General features: G+C 34.9%; 15 protein-coding genes. 9 read left to right on the top strand and 6 right to left on the bottom strand.

The window, feature by feature from the left end:
* The first annotated feature begins 609 nt into the window (after nt 1-609).
* From JJQ98_RS08025 to hemW, 9 genes are all read left to right on the top strand, one after another.
* Nucleotides 610-1,047 carry a CoA-binding protein gene (locus JJQ98_RS08025; RefSeq protein WP_151105158.1) on the top strand — a complete coding sequence of 146 codons (438 nt, stop codon included), beginning with the start codon at nt 610-612 and terminating at the stop codon, nt 1,045-1,047.
* A complete protein-coding gene (ilvA, locus tag JJQ98_RS08030) occupies nt 1,044-2,252 on the top strand; it encodes a threonine ammonia-lyase (RefSeq protein ID WP_005022683.1) in 1,209 nt (402 codons plus the stop codon). Before JJQ98_RS08025 ends, ilvA begins: the two co-directional genes overlap by 4 nt.
* A 3-nt stretch (nt 2,253-2,255) precedes the next feature.
* On the top strand, nt 2,256-3,452 hold the full coding sequence (locus tag JJQ98_RS08035) for a hypothetical protein (protein ID WP_060661697.1): 1,197 nt from the start codon (nt 2,256-2,258) through the stop codon (nt 3,450-3,452).
* Nucleotides 3,433-4,107 (top strand): pilus assembly FimT family protein, encoded by a 675-nt coding sequence (locus JJQ98_RS08040; RefSeq protein WP_247596726.1) that lies wholly within the window; start codon nt 3,433-3,435, stop codon nt 4,105-4,107. The genes JJQ98_RS08035 and JJQ98_RS08040 overlap by 20 nt, the downstream gene beginning before the upstream one ends.
* Nucleotides 4,108-4,166: 59 nt before the next feature.
* Nucleotides 4,167-4,955 (top strand): 16S rRNA (adenine(1518)-N(6)/adenine(1519)-N(6))-dimethyltransferase RsmA, encoded by a 789-nt coding sequence (gene rsmA / locus JJQ98_RS08045; RefSeq protein ID WP_115056929.1) that lies wholly within the window; start codon nt 4,167-4,169, stop codon nt 4,953-4,955.
* Between the two features lie 13 nt (nt 4,956-4,968).
* Entirely contained in the window at nt 4,969-6,945 is a 1,977-nt protein-coding gene (locus JJQ98_RS08050) for a ribonuclease J (protein WP_054195598.1), read from the top strand.
* 187 nt (nt 6,946-7,132) lie between these two features.
* Complete coding sequence (locus JJQ98_RS08055; RefSeq protein ID WP_151105160.1) at nt 7,133-9,178, top strand: TonB-dependent receptor domain-containing protein; 2,046 nt, start codon at nt 7,133-7,135, stop codon at nt 9,176-9,178.
* A gap of 12 nt (nt 9,179-9,190) precedes the next feature.
* Nucleotides 9,191-9,751: a PepSY domain-containing protein gene (locus JJQ98_RS08060; RefSeq protein ID WP_151105161.1), complete on the top strand. Its 561-nt coding sequence runs from the start codon at nt 9,191-9,193 to the stop codon at nt 9,749-9,751.
* Between the two features lie 71 nt (nt 9,752-9,822).
* Nucleotides 9,823-10,878 carry a radical SAM family heme chaperone HemW gene (gene hemW, locus JJQ98_RS08065; protein WP_345719239.1) on the top strand — a complete coding sequence of 352 codons (1,056 nt, stop codon included), beginning with the start codon at nt 9,823-9,825 and terminating at the stop codon, nt 10,876-10,878.
* Here the strand turns inward: hemW and ribD are convergent.
* From ribD to thrB, 6 genes are read right to left on the bottom strand one after another with little or no spacing between them, the layout of a single operon-like run.
* Complete coding sequence (gene ribD / locus JJQ98_RS08070; protein ID WP_151105163.1) at nt 10,864-11,895, bottom strand: bifunctional diaminohydroxyphosphoribosylaminopyrimidine deaminase/5-amino-6-(5-phosphoribosylamino)uracil reductase RibD; 1,032 nt, start codon at nt 11,893-11,895, stop codon at nt 10,864-10,866. The genes hemW and ribD overlap by 15 nt on opposite strands.
* On the bottom strand, nt 11,889-12,320 hold the full coding sequence (gene rimP / locus JJQ98_RS08075; protein ID WP_060661702.1) for a ribosome maturation factor RimP: 432 nt from the start codon (nt 12,318-12,320) through the stop codon (nt 11,889-11,891). Before rimP ends, ribD begins: the two co-directional genes overlap by 7 nt.
* A complete protein-coding gene (gene rbfA, locus JJQ98_RS08080) occupies nt 12,310-12,681 on the bottom strand; it encodes a 30S ribosome-binding factor RbfA (RefSeq protein WP_054197518.1) in 372 nt (123 codons plus the stop codon). The genes rimP and rbfA overlap by 11 nt, the downstream gene beginning before the upstream one ends.
* Nucleotides 12,682-12,684: 3 nt before the next feature.
* Nucleotides 12,685-15,333 carry a translation initiation factor IF-2 gene (gene infB, locus JJQ98_RS08085; protein ID WP_151105164.1) on the bottom strand — a complete coding sequence of 883 codons (2,649 nt, stop codon included), beginning with the start codon at nt 15,331-15,333 and terminating at the stop codon, nt 12,685-12,687.
* The gene (locus JJQ98_RS08090; protein ID WP_005022696.1) at nt 15,333-15,572 is read right to left on the bottom strand and encodes a DUF448 domain-containing protein; all 240 of its coding nucleotides are present in this window, start codon (nt 15,570-15,572) and stop codon (nt 15,333-15,335) included. Before JJQ98_RS08090 ends, infB begins: the two co-directional genes overlap by 1 nt.
* A 21-nt stretch (nt 15,573-15,593) precedes the next feature.
* Nucleotides 15,594-16,487 carry a homoserine kinase gene (thrB, locus tag JJQ98_RS08095; RefSeq protein ID WP_065830553.1) on the bottom strand — a complete coding sequence of 298 codons (894 nt, stop codon included), beginning with the start codon at nt 16,485-16,487 and terminating at the stop codon, nt 15,594-15,596.
* Nucleotides 16,488-16,489 lie beyond the last annotated feature (2 nt).

Consider the following 16,489-nt stretch of genomic DNA (forward strand, 5'->3'; position numbering starts at 1 on the left):
ATAATACTTCAACCTAGTGTTTTTGATTTCATAAAAAGAATCTTGGGCTAAGTTATGCAGTTAAGGTTCTCTTGACTACTCTTTACTCTTCGTCTTTATCAATATCTCTAATAGATATTAATCCAACAATAGGTATAAGAAAAATAGCCAATGCCATAAATATGGCTGTAATTGTTCCCATTATAAATCCTCCAAATCATTAATTTTTTTATTAATGCGTTTTGATACAATAAGTATCAAAACACTTAAAAGAATAATTAAAAGAATAGATAATGCTAACAACCAACTTTCTGTCTTTGCATAATTTGTAACTCCCCAGCCAATAATGGCTAAAAAAGTTGCAACAAATATGCCAAGCCAAAACTTTAAAAGATTGATTTTTTCTTTTATTTTATCTATTTTTCCTAATTTTTACTATTATACCAAAATTCTCTATAAACAAAAAAAGCCCCCTTTTAGCAAAAAGGATAAAATCCTTTTAAAAGGAGGCTAATTAGGGAGAGAACAAACAAATAATTGAATATTCCCTCAACTTAAAATTTTGTAATTGATAAGTTTTAGAAAACTTTTAAAAAACTTCGTTAAAATTCTTCTAAAAAAGTTGCAAAAATGATTAATCAAGATTTACAAATAAAACAAATTTTAGAACAATCTAAAACCATTGCTATTTTGGGGCTTTCTCCCAGTGAAGATAAGCCAAGTCATAAAGTGGCAAAATATCTTTTGGAAAAAGGTTATAGAATAATCCCTATTTATCCAAAAGGTGGAGAGATTCTTGGAATGAAGGTTTATCGGAGTTTGCAGGAAGTTTTTTGTGATGAATCTATCAGGCAAAACAGAGGAGTTGATATTTTGGATATTTTTCGCAAAAGTGAGGCACTTTTGGGGATAATTCAAGAGATTTCAGAGTTAGAAAACAAGCCAAAATGCGTTTGGGCACAGCTTGGGATTCAAAGGCAAGGGGCAAAAGAGGAATTGGAAGCAAAAGGGATAATGTATTTTGAAAATTTATGTATCAAATTAGAACATCAAAGGTTGTGTAAATGATTGCTTTAGCAAAAATAATGGACGCAAGTCGCAGATTAAAAGGCGTGGTAGAACATACAAAGTTGGCTTTTGCACCAAAACTTAGTGAATTAAGTCAAGCAAAAGTCTATGTCAAACAAGAGAATCTCCAAAATACCGGTTCTTTCAAGCTAAGAGGAGCCTTTAATAAAATCGCCACTCTCACTCAAGAAGAGCGGAAAAATGGGGTGATTGCTTCAAGTGCTGGGAATCATGCACAAGGTGTGGCATATAGTGCAAAGCATTATGGCATTAGAGCGGTTATTGTAATGCCAGAATCCACTCCATTGCTTAAGGTTATGGGGGTTAAGGAGCTTGGAGCAGAAGCAATTTTGCATGGAAACAATTATGATGAAGCTTACGCTTATGCTTTGGAGTATGCACAAAAGAATAATTTGCATTTTATTCACCCTTTTGCCGATGATGAGGTGATTGCAGGGCAGGGGACAATCGCATTAGAAATGATAGAAGATCAAAATAATCTAACAACTATTGTTGTTCCTATAGGTGGAGGAGGATTGATTTCTGGAATTGCTGCAGCTTATAAGCAAATGTTACCAAGTGTGAGGATAGTAGGGGTTGTCGCACAAGGTGCGCCGGGAATGTATCATTCTTTTTATAAAAAGGCAATCCAAACCACAAAATCTGTGCGGACAATTGCCGATGGTATTGCTGTGCGTGATGTGAATGAGAGAAATTTTGATTATATTTTAGAGAGTGTAGATGAGATTGTAATGGTGGATGATGAGGAAATCGCTAATGCAATTTTGTATTTGTTAGAAAAACAAAAATTAGTAGTAGAGGGTGCTGGGGCAGCTGCTGTGGCGGCTCTTTTGCACCATAAGTTCAAAATTGCTCAAAATGAATCTGTGGGGTTGGTTTTGAGCGGTGGAAATATTGATGTTACAATGCTTGGAGTGATTATTGAAAAAGGCTTGGTTCGCTCTCATCGCAAAATGCGTTTTAGTGTTGTTTTGATTGATAAGCCCGGAAGTTTGCAGTCTCTTAGTGATTTGCTTTCAAGATTGGGGGCAAATATTGTAAAAATCGATTTTGATAGGACTTCCACTTCTTTGGGGTATGGCGATGCAAATGTGGTTGTGGTGATTGAAACAAAAGGCAAAGAGCATCAAGATGAAATTCGAAGAGAATTGCATAAAGATGGCTATAAATTTGTTGAAATGTAGTTAATGCTAGTAGAAAGTAGAAAAATTTATTTTTATCTATGTGTTTTATTGATTGTAGATTTTTTGATACTTTTGTGGGTTGGCAAGAATCTAAGCATTAGCTATGATGAAGCAAGTCATTTTTTTGAACCTTTGGATTTTGGTGGCTTTCTAAGCAATTTGAGTGTTTTTTTGTTTGGGCAAAATGATATTGGACTAAGAATGCTTTTTTTGCTTTTGCATTTGTGCAATGCAGTTTTAATGTTTATTTTTGCCAAAGGATTCTTGAAGCGTCCAAGTGATGCACTTTTTTGTGTTTTGTTGTTTTTGTTGCTACCCGGAGTGAATGCAGCTGCAATCCTTATTTCTAATAGCGGAATTATTATTTTTCTTACTTTGTTGTTGTGTATTTTGTATCAACAAACGCATAAAATTCCTTATTGGCTTTTGTTGATTATGGCTTTTGTGGATAAAAGTTTTGCTTTGGTTTTTTTGGCATTAATTTTTTATGGGATTGCACAAAAAAATACATTTTTAGTTTTTCTTTCGTTGATATTTTTTGCGCTTAATATGTATTTATTTGATTTAGAAATTGGAGGACACCCAGCAGGATATTTCATTGATACTAGTGGGCATTTGCTTTTGATTTTTTCACCCTTGGTTTTTTTGTATTTTTTATACGCACTTTATCGTTTTTATAACTCTAAAACAAAGCCATTGATTTGGTATATTTCTATTGTTGCATTAGGTTTTATTCTTTTTTTGTCTTTGCGTCAAAAGGTGGAAACTGAAACTTTTGCACCATTATTGATAGTGGGGATTCCTTTGATGGTGAGTTTGTATTTTTCGGGGCTTAGAGTGAGATTACCTGAGTTTAAATCGCGTTATAAAATACCTTTTGGGATAACTTTGTTGGTTTTATTGGCAATGGTTTTGGTTTTGCTATTTTCTAAGCCCTTATTTGCATTATTTAGCAGCAATCAAGAAGAATATTTTGCATACCGCCATTATTTGGCAAAAGAATTGGCTCAAAATCTAAAAGAGCAGAATATTTTTCAAGTCAATACAAATGAAAGAATGCAAAAGCGTTTAAGGTTTTATGGAATCAATCAAGGTGGAAATGTCAAGATTACTACTCATTTTGTAAAAAATGCAAAAGAGATTCCTATTTTTTATTATGGCAAAAAGGTTGCAGTGTTTTATGTCCAAAAAAGCCTTTAGCTTATTTGAAATTTTACTTGTTTTGGCAATTATTGGGATTTTGGGTGCAGTTGGCTATGTGATTTATCCACAATCTTTATTAAATCTTGCACAAGAGCAGATTGTGAATCATCTAAATTACACGCGTTTTTTGGCACTCAATTCTTCTAAGCAAATTACGCAAAATGCTTTTTGTCAAAGTGATTTTTGTCAAGAAGAGAGAGAAAGATACCAAGAGAGTTTTTGGAGATTGCAGTTTGCTGATTTGAAAAATATTGGTTGGGCTTATTCTGTTTTTAGCGATAGTGCAAGGAGCTCTAAGACAAAAAATTTTGATGATAGACCTATGGATTCTTTTGAAGTTGCTAGGGATTCTATGAGTGGAAAATATTTGAGTGTTTATACTTATAATAATACCAAATTTGCAAATGGTTTAAGGGAGGGTGATTTATCTATATCTAAGCGGTATGGAGTGAGTAAGGTGCAAATGTATGGAGGATGCGGAAAGCAAAATGGAGGAAGAATACTTTTTGATGATTTGGGGTTTGTAAGATGTAAAAAATCGGGAGAAAAGGTAAGTTATCCAGATAGCGAGGTAATTTTGGAATTAATGGATAATTTTGGTGCATCGGTGAGAATTTGTATTTCTGAAAATGGTTTGGTTGAAAAGCGTTAAATTAAATAAAATTATGTTACAATAAAAAAATATTTTTTAAGGTTTGAAATATCAAAACAATTGATAAAAATAGACTTGCAAAAAAGCATTTTGGACAGAATTTTTTACAAGATGAGAATGTGTTATTGCAGATTGTCCAATCCATTCCCAAAGAGGCTCTTGATTTGGAGCTTATTGAGATTGGGGCTGGCTTAGGTGATCTAACAAATAAGCTTTTAGGCTTAGGGAATATCACTGCTTATGAGGTCGATGAGGAATTGCTACCTTATTTGAAAGAGCGTTTTAAAAAAGCCCTTGAGAGTAAGCAATTGGAACTTAAAATTGGCGATGTAATGGAAATTTGGAAGGGAAATAGTTTGCGGGATAAGCCTTATTTTCTTATTTCAAATTTGCCTTATTATATTGCAACATTGTTGGTAATAAAAGCCATTAAAGATCCTTTGTGTAAGGGCTGTGTCGTGATGACACAAAAAGAAGTTGCTTTAAAATTTTGTGCTAGTGAGAATCAAAGTGATTTTAGTGCTTTGAGTGTTTTAACACAGAGTGTTGGGGAGGCAAAATTGCTTTTTGAAGTCCCACCAGTTGCCTTTGTGCCACAGCCAAAAGTAACTTCTGCGGTATTTTTGATACAAAAGAATCAAATATTGCCAAGCGATTTTTTGGAGGCATTAGAGGGATTGCTAAAGATTTCTTTTAACGCCCCAAGAAAAACGATTTTTAATAATCTTTCTAAAAACTATTCCAAACAAAAAGTTTTGGAAGTTTTAGAAGATTTGCAAATAACGCCCAATAAAAGACCTCATGAGATTGATACTGCCACTTATCACCGACTTTTGAAAATTTTATAAAAGGCGGATTGTCATGGAAGAAAAAGAAACGCAAAATAATACACAAAATACAAATTCACAAAAAGAGCCAAATAAAAGGCGTTTTAAACCACGAAACCAACAAGATAGAACAAGAGAAGAAAAACAAGGGCAAGAGGGACAAAGTCGCAATCACTATAGGCACAAAAAATCTCAAAATAATTCTGGACAAAATGGAGAAAAATTCCACAATAGAAATGGCGGAAATAGAGAGGTCAATCAATCTAATTTGGAATTAAGAAAAGCTGTTGAAGTGAATGCAAAAGTCCATCAAAATTCTTTGACTACACACTCTCAAGTGCAATTTAATCCAAATGGAAAGGTAAGAATCACTCCTATTGGCGGGCTTGGTGAAATTGGCGGAAATATGACGGTGATTGAAACTCAAAATTCTGCAATTATTATTGATGCAGGAATGAGTTTCCCTGATGGCGATATGCACGGGATAGATATTTTGGTGCCAGATTTTAGCTATCTTGAAGTGATAAAAGACAAAATTGCAGGGATTGTGATTACCCATGCACATGAGGATCATATTGGTGCGATGCCTTATTTGTTTAAAAAATATCAATTTCCTATTTATGGGACTCCGCTTCCTTTGGGATTGATTGGTTCTAAATTTGATGAGCATGGTTTGAAAAAATATCGCTCGCTTTTTCGCGCAGTAGAAAAAAGAAAGCCCATTAGAATTGGTGAATTTGAGATTGAATGGATACACATTACTCATTCAATCGTAGATTCTAGTGCATTGGCTATCAAAACAGAGGCTGGAGTGATATTCCACACAGGTGATTTTAAAATCGATCATACACCCATTGATGGTTATCCAACAGATTTGAATCGAATCGCATATTATGGAGAACAAGGCGTTTTATTGCTGCTTAGCGATTCTACAAACTCCCATAAAGCAGGATATACTCCTAGTGAGGCAAGCGTTGGACCCGCATTTGATATGTTGTTTTCGAGGGCTAAGGGGCGTGTGATTATGAGTACTTTTAGCTCTAATATCCATCGTGTTTATCAAGCAATCCAGTATGGATTGAAATATGGTAGAAAAATCTCTGTAATTGGACGCTCTATGGAGAAAAATTTGGAAATTGCAAGGACTTTGGGTTATATAGATTTGCCACAAAATATTTTTATTGAAGCACACGAAGTGGCAAAATATGCCGATGAAGAAGTTTTGATTGTCACAACAGGTAGCCAAGGGGAGACAATGAGCGCCCTTTATCGTATGGCAACTGATGAACATAGACATATTAAAATCAAGCCAAGCGATATTGTGATACTTTCAGCAAAAGCGATTCCGGGTAATGAAGGTTCTGTTTCAAATATTTTGAATTTTATTAATAAAGCTGGTGCAAAAGTGTATTATCAAGATTTTAGTGAGATTCATACAAGTGGGCATGCTGCACAAGAAGAGCAAAAGTTGATGTTAAGACTTGTGAAGCCAAAATTCTTCTTGCCTGTGCATGGAGAGTATAATCATATTTTAAAACACAAAGAAACAGCCATTTCTTGTGGGGTTGATGAAAAAAATATTTATCTTATGGAAGATGGTGATCAAATAGAAATCGCACACAATTATTTACGCAAAGTAAGAAGTGTGAAAACTGGTAAAATCTATATTGATAATCAAATCAATGCATTTGTTGCAAATGATGTGGTGCTAGATAGGCAGAATCTTGCTGAAAATGGTATAGTGATTGTAGTCGTCCAAATAGATAAGGCAAAGAATGCAGTCATCGGTAAGCCAAGAATACAAACAATGGGAATTATTGCAAATAAAGATATTTTGAGCTTTAATAAAGAAATTGAGGAGTTTTTCTCACTTTTTGTTAAAAATTGCAAAAAAGAACTTTATAGCAGTCAAAAAGCTATGGAAAACGAGATTCGCAATGCTTTAAGAAAGCTGATGTTTAAAAAAACCAAGCGTTATCCTACTATTATGCCTAATGTGATTTTTAGCTAGAATCTTGGAGATTCTAGACTAGAATCCTAAACTTCTATTCTCTTGGTATTGAAAAATAAAATAATATTAAATAATAATTAAATTACTCCATATAATAATATTAAATGGCTTTCATTATCATTTTTATTATTTTTTAAGTCAATAATAAATAAAATCCATTCTTATTATTATTTTAGGAGTGTTATTAATGTTAAAAATATCCAAAAGTAGGTATGTATCTTATATTTCTTTAGCTTTGATTTTTTGCGGGGTAGGGGTAAATGCAGCGGAACAATATCGATTGGATACTTCAGTAGTTAGTGCAAGTGGTTTTTCTCAAGATGTGAAAGATGCACCAGCAAGTATTTCAGTAATTACTAAGGAAGATTTAGAGGGGCGTCCATTTAAAGATTTGGGTGAGGCTTTAATGGGGGTGCCGGGGGTAGATGTTTCATTAAATAAATTGGGAAGTTATGATTTTTCTATCCGTGGATTTAGCTCTAGTAGTGGATATGTTTTGGTGCTTGTTGATGGGAAAAGGCAAAATAGTATCCAAGGGCTTTATGATGATGGATTTGGTGGCGTTGAAAGCACATTTTTGCCACCATTGTCAATGATTGAGAGGATTGAGGTTATTAGGGGTCCTGCTTCTACTCTTTATGGTGGAGATGCAGTTGGTGGGGTTGTCAATATCATTACAAAGAAAAATCCAAGCCAATTTAGTGCTTCTATTGGCTTTGATTCTACTTTTCAGCAACACCCTAAAATTAATGGAAATTCAAGGGGGATTAATGGATATATGGCAATTCCTTTGGTAAAAGATAAGCTTTCTTTGGCATTAAGGGGAAAATATTATACCAAGGGTGATACAGCAATTACCACGCCAACAGGGGATTATGCAAGCCATAGTGCAGGGGAAATGAGGCTTGGAAATATCGGTGGTAAGCTTAATTGGACAATCAATGAACAAAACAATGTTTATTTAGATGCAGAACATTCAGTAGCCTATACCGCTTCTTTGGCTAGTAGCTCTGCTGGGACTTATTCGCCAAGGAATGTTTATAAAGACAGGGTGCTTTTAAACCATGATGGGTATTATCATTTTGGTTCTATTAATACTTATGCACAAGCAAATTTCACAGATGATAAAACTATTGATGCACAAGGGACAAGTTATATTGTAGAGAGTAAAGGGGTTTTGCCTTTTGATTTTAATGCAATGGGTTCTATGACTTTAAGTGCAGGGGTGCAATATCTCTATGAAAGCTACTTAAACAATAATAGCGATGCTAAATATGCAGAGATTAAGGGGCATTTATTTGAGCAAAATACAATAGCACCTTATGCGGAAGCAGAATATTATATTACCGATGATTTAATCTTAACAGGAGGGATTCGCTACGCGCATAGTGATTTATTTGATGGTGAAGTAACCCCTAGAGGTTATCTAGTGTATCATCTCACAGAAACTATTACACTTAAAGGCGGTGTGGCAAAGGGATATAGGACGCCAGAGGTGAGACAGCTTTTTGATGGAATCTATCGTCTTAATAATCGCAATAATCAAGGTGTTTATGGAAATTCAGATTTAAAGCCAGAGACAAGCACAAACTATGAAATTGGAGTAATTTTTGAATTCCCAAGCTATGCAAATTTAAGTGTTACAGGTTTTCAGACAGATTTTAGAGATGCAATTGAATCAGAGGATTTTAATCAAGGGGATATGTTGCCTAATGGAAGCATTTGCCAAGGACCAGAAGGGACAAATGGGGAAAATGCTTGTAGATTTTTCTCTAATGTAGCTAAAACACAAGTTAAAGGGATTGAAGTGAGTGTGCAGACTGCAAAATGGTATGGTTTGAGTGCAGATTTGAGTTATACCTTTATGGATAAGAAATACAAAAGTGGTGTGAATAATGGGCAAAGATTTGCCGATACACCTAGGCATATTGCAACACTAAAGCTTAATTATACCAATGGTAAATTTAGCTCATACCTTAGGGGGAGTGGCAGATATGATTCGTTGATTGATGAAACAAGAAAATATGAAGATTATTATGTTGTAGATTTGGGTGTTAGCTATAAGATGACAAAAAATTCAAGTATAGCATTAGCAATTAATAATTTACTTGATAAAGATTTTTATAAGCCTTATGAAAGTGTTGGTAGGGGTGGTGCTATTTCTTATGCAAATAGTTATCAAGATTATATCGATGGTAGGAATTTTTGGATTAGTTATAAATTAGATTTTTAAGGAAAGTAAATAATGGCAAAAAAAATTATCAGTAATAAAACTTGGATGCAAGTGCATTTGTATGTTAGTTTATTTTTTATACCTATGGCTTTGATTTATGCTATTACAGGTTCTTTATATATTTTTGATATTCGGCAAAATGCGGGGGCAGAGATTCATGAAGTTAGGATTCAAGCCCCTATCCAAAAGGGAAGTGAGAGGGAGACAATGCTAAGAATCCTAAAAGAAAATAAGCTAGAAATACCAAGCAATACAGAAGTTAGATTTTTCAAAGGTTCTCATTCTATGGGGACTTTGAAATATCAAGTTTTGCTCACACAAGATAAAAATAGCCCAAATTATACACTAAGGGCAATTGATAGAAATTGGTATGGAGTTTTGCTGCTTTTGCATAAGGCGGCTGGGAAGTATTATTTTGATATTTTAGCGGTTGGATTTTCGATTGCTTTAGTGCTTTTGTATCTTTCTGGATTGTTTTTAACGGCATTTTGCAAACGCGATAGGAAAGGATCTATCATTGCAATTATTCTTGGAATATTGGTAACGACTTTGGCGGTGTATTTGAGTATTTGATAGATAGGTTTAATCTTGTAAAAATTGCTTTGTTGCTATAATTTTGCATTTTTTTAGGATTTATCTTGGAAGTGGCAGTGTATTTGCACATTCCCTTTTGTGATAGCAAATGTGGTTATTGTGCATTTAATTCAAAAACTAATAAAAATCATCTTAAGCATCAATATATGCAAAGATTGTATGATGATTTGGCGGAGCAATTGGCGTTTTATGGAGTTTCTAAAATCACTTCAGTTTATATAGGGGGTGGTACTCCAAGTGTGGTGGAATCATCAAAATACCAAAGAATTTTTGAGATTCTTTATCCTTTTTTGGAAGGGAATGCAGAAGTCAATATTGAAGCAAATCCAAATTCACTAACTTTAGAATGGATGAAGAATCTAAAAAGTTTTGGTGTCAATCGCTTAAGTCTTGGGGTGCAGAGTTTTTTTGCTGAAAAATTGCGATTTTTGGAGCGTATTCATAGAGAAGATTCTATTTATGAGGCAATGGAAAATGCACTCAAAGTTGGGTTAGAAAATATTAGTATAGATTTGATTTATGGCACTCCATTTTGTGCCAAAGAGATTTTGGAGCAAGAAGTGCAAATGGCATCTAAGTTGCCTATTAATCATATTTCTGCTTATCAATTAAGCATTGATGAGGGGAGTAGATTTTTTGTGCAACAAAAAAGGGAATTTAGTGGAGAGTTTGAGGGGTATCCGAGTATGGGGCATTTTATGAAAGAGTGTTTGGGGCAACAAGGGTTTGTGCAATATGAAGTGAGCAATTATGCAAGGGGTTATTATTCTAAGCATAATCTAGGGTATTGGGAACAAAAAGAATATTTAGGTATTGGAGCGGGTGCAGTAGGGTGTATCAATGGTATTAGGACTTATGGGGTGTGTGAAATTGAGGATTATTTGAAGGGAAAAAGTGGAGATAGAGAGATTCTAAAATCAAAGGATATAGAATTAGAACATTTATTTTTGGGGCTTCGCTCTTGTGTGGGTGTGCTAGAATCTAAAATAACCAAAAAGAAAGCCTTAGAAATTTTGCTCAATGAGAAAAAAGTAGAAAAAAAAGAGAATAAAATCTATGCGTTGGATTATTTTTTGGGCGATGAGTTGGCGTTATTTTTGGGGTAAAAGCCAAAGGGCTATATCATTGCCTATCATTTGGCAGTGTAGAAGTTTAAAATGGGCTTGAAAATGGTGCGTTAGGTGATAAGTCGAAAGGGTTGGGCTTACAAAGACAAGCAGCATATCAATATGGGGCAGGAGAGATTCTAAAAGATTGCTTCCGCCTTCACACATTACAAAACCGCTAAAGTTTGGAATAGAGTGGCAAATTTCAACTTTGCGATTAGGAATAGCAAAGAGGGGAGCGGTTTGAGGGAAATTGGAATTTTTGGTCAAAATTGTGATATTAGGAGGGTTTTTGTTTGCCAAAGAACAAAACCTTGAATCTAGTGTGGGATTATCAAGCAAAATTGTTTTTCCTGAAATGATGAGATTATTAAGTTTGGAGCGTAGATTGTGCATAAAAATTTGTGTTTCTTTGGAGCTAATTTGCCCCCCATCAATACTACCATCAAGTCTGCAAGCATATTTAAACAGCACAAAACTTCCTTTTTTTTGCAAAAGGTTGAAGGGCAATAGTAATTCTTGAGCTTTGATAGCAAGCGTGTTAAATTGTGAATCCTCCCATATTTTAGTAACTTTTATATTGGAATTTGCGAGATATTCTGCACCGCCTTGTGCTTTGGGATTGGGGTCTTTTGCTGCAACAATGAGATTTTTGATTCCTAAAGATTTGATAAGAGATGCACAAGAAGGGGTTTTGCCTTCGTGCATACAAGGTTCTAGCGTGGTGTAGAGAGTGGAGTTGTGAAAAATATCTTTGGCATTTTGTTTGAGATATTGGTGGATTTGGTGGGATTCTTGGAGTGAAAGGATAGCAGAATCTTGGGTGAGGTGGAAATAGGCATTTTTGAGGGCTAAAACTTCCGCATGGGGTTTGCCTGCTTCTTGGTGTGCATCAATAGAGAGGAGTTTGCCATTTTTGTCCAAAATAGCTGCACCAACTGCAGGGTTTGGTAGGGTTTGGCATTGGGTTTTCCATGCCTCTTTGATTGCTAATTCTAAATAAAGAGATTCTACCATTCAAAATAAGTTTGTGCTTTTTTGATTTCAGAAATTGGAATTATTTCGCCACTTTCTAGCTTTAGAGATTCATCGTCTATGGCTATGAGTTTGCCCTTGAAATCTTGTTTGGAGGTGGTTTTTATTTTTACTAATTCACCTATTGCATCTTCAAAATGTTCTTTGGTTTTTAAGGGGCGTTCAATCCCCGGAGAACTCACTTCTAGGTAATATTTTTCGAAATTTGGAATCTCAACATCCAAAAGCGGAGAGAGTGCAAGACTAACTTCTTGGCAATCATCAAGGCTAACAGAAGGTTTTTTGGTAATAGAGATTCTAAGGATTTGGTTTTCATTTTCTTTGAGGGTTGTAATATCATAGATTTTGCAACCAAAACTCTCTACAAGTTTTTGGATTTTTGCTTGTAATTCTTGGCTAATTAGCATCGATATTCCTTTTTTGTTTTTCTTGCTCAATAGTGCGGAAGATTTTGTCTAGTTTGTTTTCTATTTCAAGCGATTCATCAAAAAAGAATTGAAAATCAGGACATCTAAACCAGCCGGTTTCTTCTAAGCAGTATTCTTTGATGAGATTTTTTGCTTTTTTGAGTTGATTTAGGATTTCTTTTTGCTCTTGCTTATCCAAAGAAGCAGAATCTAAAAAAACTTGTGCAGAATATTTACCTCTTGAACATTTTACTTCAATTACATTTAAGGCATTGAGCCTAGTATCATTAAGATTGGCTAATGCTGTTGGGATAAGCTCTTTTAGAAGCGATTGAGTCCGCTCTAGCTTGATATTTTTCATTTCCTAGAATGTCCTTTGTTTGGCAACTTCTTTGTAAGTTTCAAAAACATCACCCACTTGAATATCATTATAATTTTCTAGCATAATTCCGCATTCAAAGCCTTTTTGCACTTCTCTTGCATCATCTTTGAATCTTTTAAGCGAAGCAATGTTTCCTGTATGGATTACAACCCCATTTCTAATTAAGCGGACTTTGATGCCTCTTTGAATCACTCCATCAGTTACAAAACAACCCGCGATAGTCCCTACTTTTGCGATATTAAATGTTTCTCTTACTTCTGCTTGTCCGGTATTTTCTTCTTCAAATACAGGGGAGAGTAATCCGCCAAGCAAGGCTTTAATATCATCAATTAGAGCATAAATAATAGAGTAAGTTTTGATTTCAATCCCTAGTTCTTTTGCTTTATTTTTGACACTTCCTGTTGGGCGGACATTAAAGCCCAAAATTACACAATTTGTGCTTGCTGCTGCAAGAGTAATATCGCTTTCTGTGATACCTCCTACGCCTTTGTGGATAATATTGACTTTTACTTCATCGTTTTGAAGTTTTTCTAAACTACCGCGGATAGCTTCTAAACTTCCTTGAGTATCGGTTTTGATAATAACAGGGAGATTTTTAAGCTGCCCTTGTGCTACCATAGAGCTAAGCTCATCAAAAGAAACTTTTGTAGAGTGTGAAAGCTCTTTTTGTCGTAGGTGGGCTGCGCGTTTTTGTGCGTAATCTCGGGCAATGTTGTCATTTTCTACAGCCAAAAGGATAGAACCAGCAGGTGGGACTTCATTTAATCCGGTGATAACGCCCACTCCAGAAGGTGTAATGGTAGTAATATTTTTGCCTAAATCATCGCTAATCGCTCTTACACGCCCATAAGCAGTATCTGCAATAATGCTATCCCCAACTTTTAATGTTCCATTTTGGACGATTAATGTTGCAACAGGTCCTTTTCCTTTTTCTAAGCTACTTTCAATTACAACAGCACGCGCGGGTTTATTTGGGTTGGCTTTTAATTCTAGGATTTCTGCTTGAAGTAAAATGGTTTCTAATAAATCATCAATCCCTTCTCCTGTTTTTGCAGAGATATGCACAAATTCATATTCGCCTCCCCATTCAAGTGGAGTAAATCCAAGCTCTGCCGCTTCTGCTTTGACTTTGTCGGTGTTTGCTTCGGGTTTGTCAATTTTATTGACTGCAATAATAATCGGTGCATTTGCGGCTTTTGCGTGATTTAATGCTTCGATTGTTTGAGGTTTGATGCCATCATCTGCGGCAATAACGATAATTGCAATATCTGTTACTGAAGCTCCTCTTGCACGCATTTCACTAAAAGCCTCATGTCCGGGAGTATCAATAAAGGTGATTTGTTTGCCATTTTTGGTAATCGTGTAAGCTCCAATGTGTTGAGTGATTCCTCCTGCTTCAGCTGAAGCGATTTTGGTATTTCTAATGTAATCTAACAAAGAAGTTTTTCCATGATCAACATGCCCCATAATCGTAACAACGGGTGCGCGTTCTACCAAGTCTTTTTCATTTTCATTAGATTCGTGGAGTTGTGTATAGTCTAGCTCATCGGCATTATTTGTAATTTCGATTTGTATGCCAAATTCTTCTGCTAGGATTTCAATGGCGTCTTTTTCTAAAAAGTCGTTTTTAGTTACCATCATTCCAAGTGAGAAAAGGACTTTGATAACATCTCCTGTGGAACGCCCTATTTTTTCTGCAAATTCATAGGCTCTAATTTCTTCTGGAATATTTACAATTCCTTGGATAGTTTCTTGAGTTTTTTGAGGTTTTGGGGCTTTTTTGCGGCTAGAACGCCTTGTGCTACCTTGCTCCATAAAAGGATTGTGACGCTGGATTTTGATTCTTTCTGTGGTAGCTCTTTTTTCATTTTCTTCTTCATCAAGATTGACTTCATCTTGCACGCTTAAATCAAATAAAATAATGCCTTCTTCCTCTTCATCATCAGAGCTTTGAAACTCCCTATTGTCTAATAAATCTATTTTTTGTTGGTTGGGCTTTTTGGTGTGTTGTAGATTGGATTTTTCTTTTTTCTTTTTTTTGTCTTTTTTTGCAAAGCTATCATTGTCAAAATTGCCTAACAAATCTTGTAGTGTTTTTGAAGGTTCCTTTTTTTCTTCTATTGGTGTTTGTGGGATTTCTTCGGTTTTTAAGTCTCGTTTTTTAACAATTCGTAATCCCGTGCGTTTGATAGTGGAATTTTCTTGAGGGGTAATGGGTAAGTCTTGCTTTGGAGATTCTTGTTGTGTTTTTGGGGATTCTTGTGGATTTTCTTCTTGTAAAACTTCTGTGATTGCGATTTTTGGAGATTCTTTTTTGGAATCTTTTGTGGAAGTTTTTGTGCGAGTTTTTTTGTCAATCTCATCTTCTTTTGTTTTTTTGAGTTTGGATTCTTCTTTCTTTGTTTTTGTGGTTTTTTCTGTTTTGGTGCTTTTTTTGGTTTCTTCTTTGGAAGTTTTTATCTCAACACTTTTGCCTGATAAAACATAATTGTATAATTCTTCTGCCTGTTCTGTTGTTACAGCACTTGAAGCGGTTTTTACTTCAAACCCTAATTCTTGTGCCTTTTGAAGAATCTCTTTGCTAGTTTTCCCGATTTCTTTTGCAATTTGACTGATACGGATTTTATCCATTATGTAAAAATCTCCTTTAATGATTCTTTTAAAATTTCTTTATGTTTTTTATCAATCTTATGTATTCTAGTCACGGCATTGATAAAGTTGGGTGTATTTTGACAGGCTTTACACACATAAAAACTTCTGCCTTCCCCCCTAAATAAGTGAATTGCTAAATCTTTATATTGTAAGCGTGTTAATTGCTCTTTAGCAAATCTTTCTCTACAAACAATGCACATTCTAATTGGACTTGACATAAAATTCTCGATTATAGCAAACTAGAGCTTAAATTCATCATCAAAAACCATACCAAAATTATCAAATTTCAATGTAAGAACTTTTAATTTTGGAAACTTATTGGTCAAAACCTCACATAAATTAGCACTATCTTCTTTGTAACAGAGGTTAAAAAAGGTAGAACCACTGCCAGATAAAGTGCTCATTAAAGCACCATTGTTTAAAGCGGTTTTTTGCACTTCAAATAAAATAGGGATTTGCCTCATTCTAAAAAATTGATGAAATTTATCCATACTTGCCTCCCTTAGCAAATCCCATTTTTCTTCAAAAAACGCACTTGCCAAAAGTGTAGAGTGAGAAAGGTTGAAAATAGCGTCCTTTTGGGAGTATTTTTGTGGCAAAGTTTTTCTTGATAGATGAGTGGAAATAGATTGATTGGGGATAACAATCACAGCTTGGATAGAATCGGGCAAAGTTTTTTTTAAGAAGCGGACTTGATTGCGTGAGAGCATACAAGCATTAAAACCGCCCATACAAGCTGGAGTAATATTATCAGGGTGGGATTCATAATGCAAAGCGATATTGATGATTTTTTGCTTATCTATTGGGATTTGTGCGACTTTAAATGCGGCACTAATTGCACCAATAATCACAGCAGAGCTACTGCCTAAGCCCCTTGAAATAGGTATGGAATTTTCAAAAGTAAATTTAAATGGAAGGGTTTTGCCAATGAGTTTTTTGAGTTGTTCATTAAAGATTCGCACAAAAACATTATCAATGCGTAATTTTGGATTCTTCGCCCCTTCTCCATGGATTTGAATGGAAGTAAATTTTGAGGGCTTTAAACTAAAATAATTATAAAGTTCCAAAGCAAGCCCTAAACTATCAAAACCCGGTCCTAAATTAGCACTAGTGGCTGGAACGCGTAAAAGCATAA

The organism is Helicobacter pullorum NCTC 12824 (assembly GCF_017979475.1).
GTDB lineage: Bacteria > Campylobacterota > Campylobacteria > Campylobacterales > Helicobacteraceae > Helicobacter_D > Helicobacter_D pullorum.

Bases quoted from the DNA above. Each gene is read 5' to 3' on its own strand.
- JJQ98_RS08025 (WP_151105158.1), top strand. From the start codon at position 610: ATGATTAATCAAGATTTACAAATAAAACAAATTTTAGAACAATCTAAA.
- ilvA (WP_005022683.1), top strand. From the start codon at position 1,044: ATGATTGCTTTAGCAAAAATAATGGACGCAAGTCGCAGATTAAAAGGC.
- JJQ98_RS08035 (WP_060661697.1), top strand. From the start codon at position 2,256: ATGCTAGTAGAAAGTAGAAAAATTTATTTTTATCTATGTGTTTTATTG.
- JJQ98_RS08040 (WP_247596726.1), top strand. From the start codon at position 3,433: ATGTCCAAAAAAGCCTTTAGCTTATTTGAAATTTTACTTGTTTTGGCA.
- JJQ98_RS08050 (WP_054195598.1), top strand. From the start codon at position 4,969: ATGGAAGAAAAAGAAACGCAAAATAATACACAAAATACAAATTCACAA.
- JJQ98_RS08055 (WP_151105160.1), top strand. From the start codon at position 7,133: ATGTTAAAAATATCCAAAAGTAGGTATGTATCTTATATTTCTTTAGCT.
- JJQ98_RS08060 (WP_151105161.1), top strand. From the start codon at position 9,191: ATGGCAAAAAAAATTATCAGTAATAAAACTTGGATGCAAGTGCATTTG.
- ribD (WP_151105163.1), bottom strand. From the start codon at position 11,895: ATGGTAGAATCTCTTTATTTAGAATTAGCAATCAAAGAGGCATGGAAA.
- rimP (WP_060661702.1), bottom strand. From the start codon at position 12,320: ATGCTAATTAGCCAAGAATTACAAGCAAAAATCCAAAAACTTGTAGAG.
- rbfA (WP_054197518.1), bottom strand. From the start codon at position 12,681: ATGAAAAATATCAAGCTAGAGCGGACTCAATCGCTTCTAAAAGAGCTT.
- infB (WP_151105164.1), bottom strand. From the start codon at position 15,333: ATGGATAAAATCCGTATCAGTCAAATTGCAAAAGAAATCGGGAAAACT.
- JJQ98_RS08090 (WP_005022696.1), bottom strand. From the start codon at position 15,572: ATGTCAAGTCCAATTAGAATGTGCATTGTTTGTAGAGAAAGATTTGCT.
- thrB (WP_065830553.1), bottom strand. From the start codon at position 16,487: ATGCTTTTACGCGTTCCAGCCACTAGTGCTAATTTAGGACCGGGTTTT.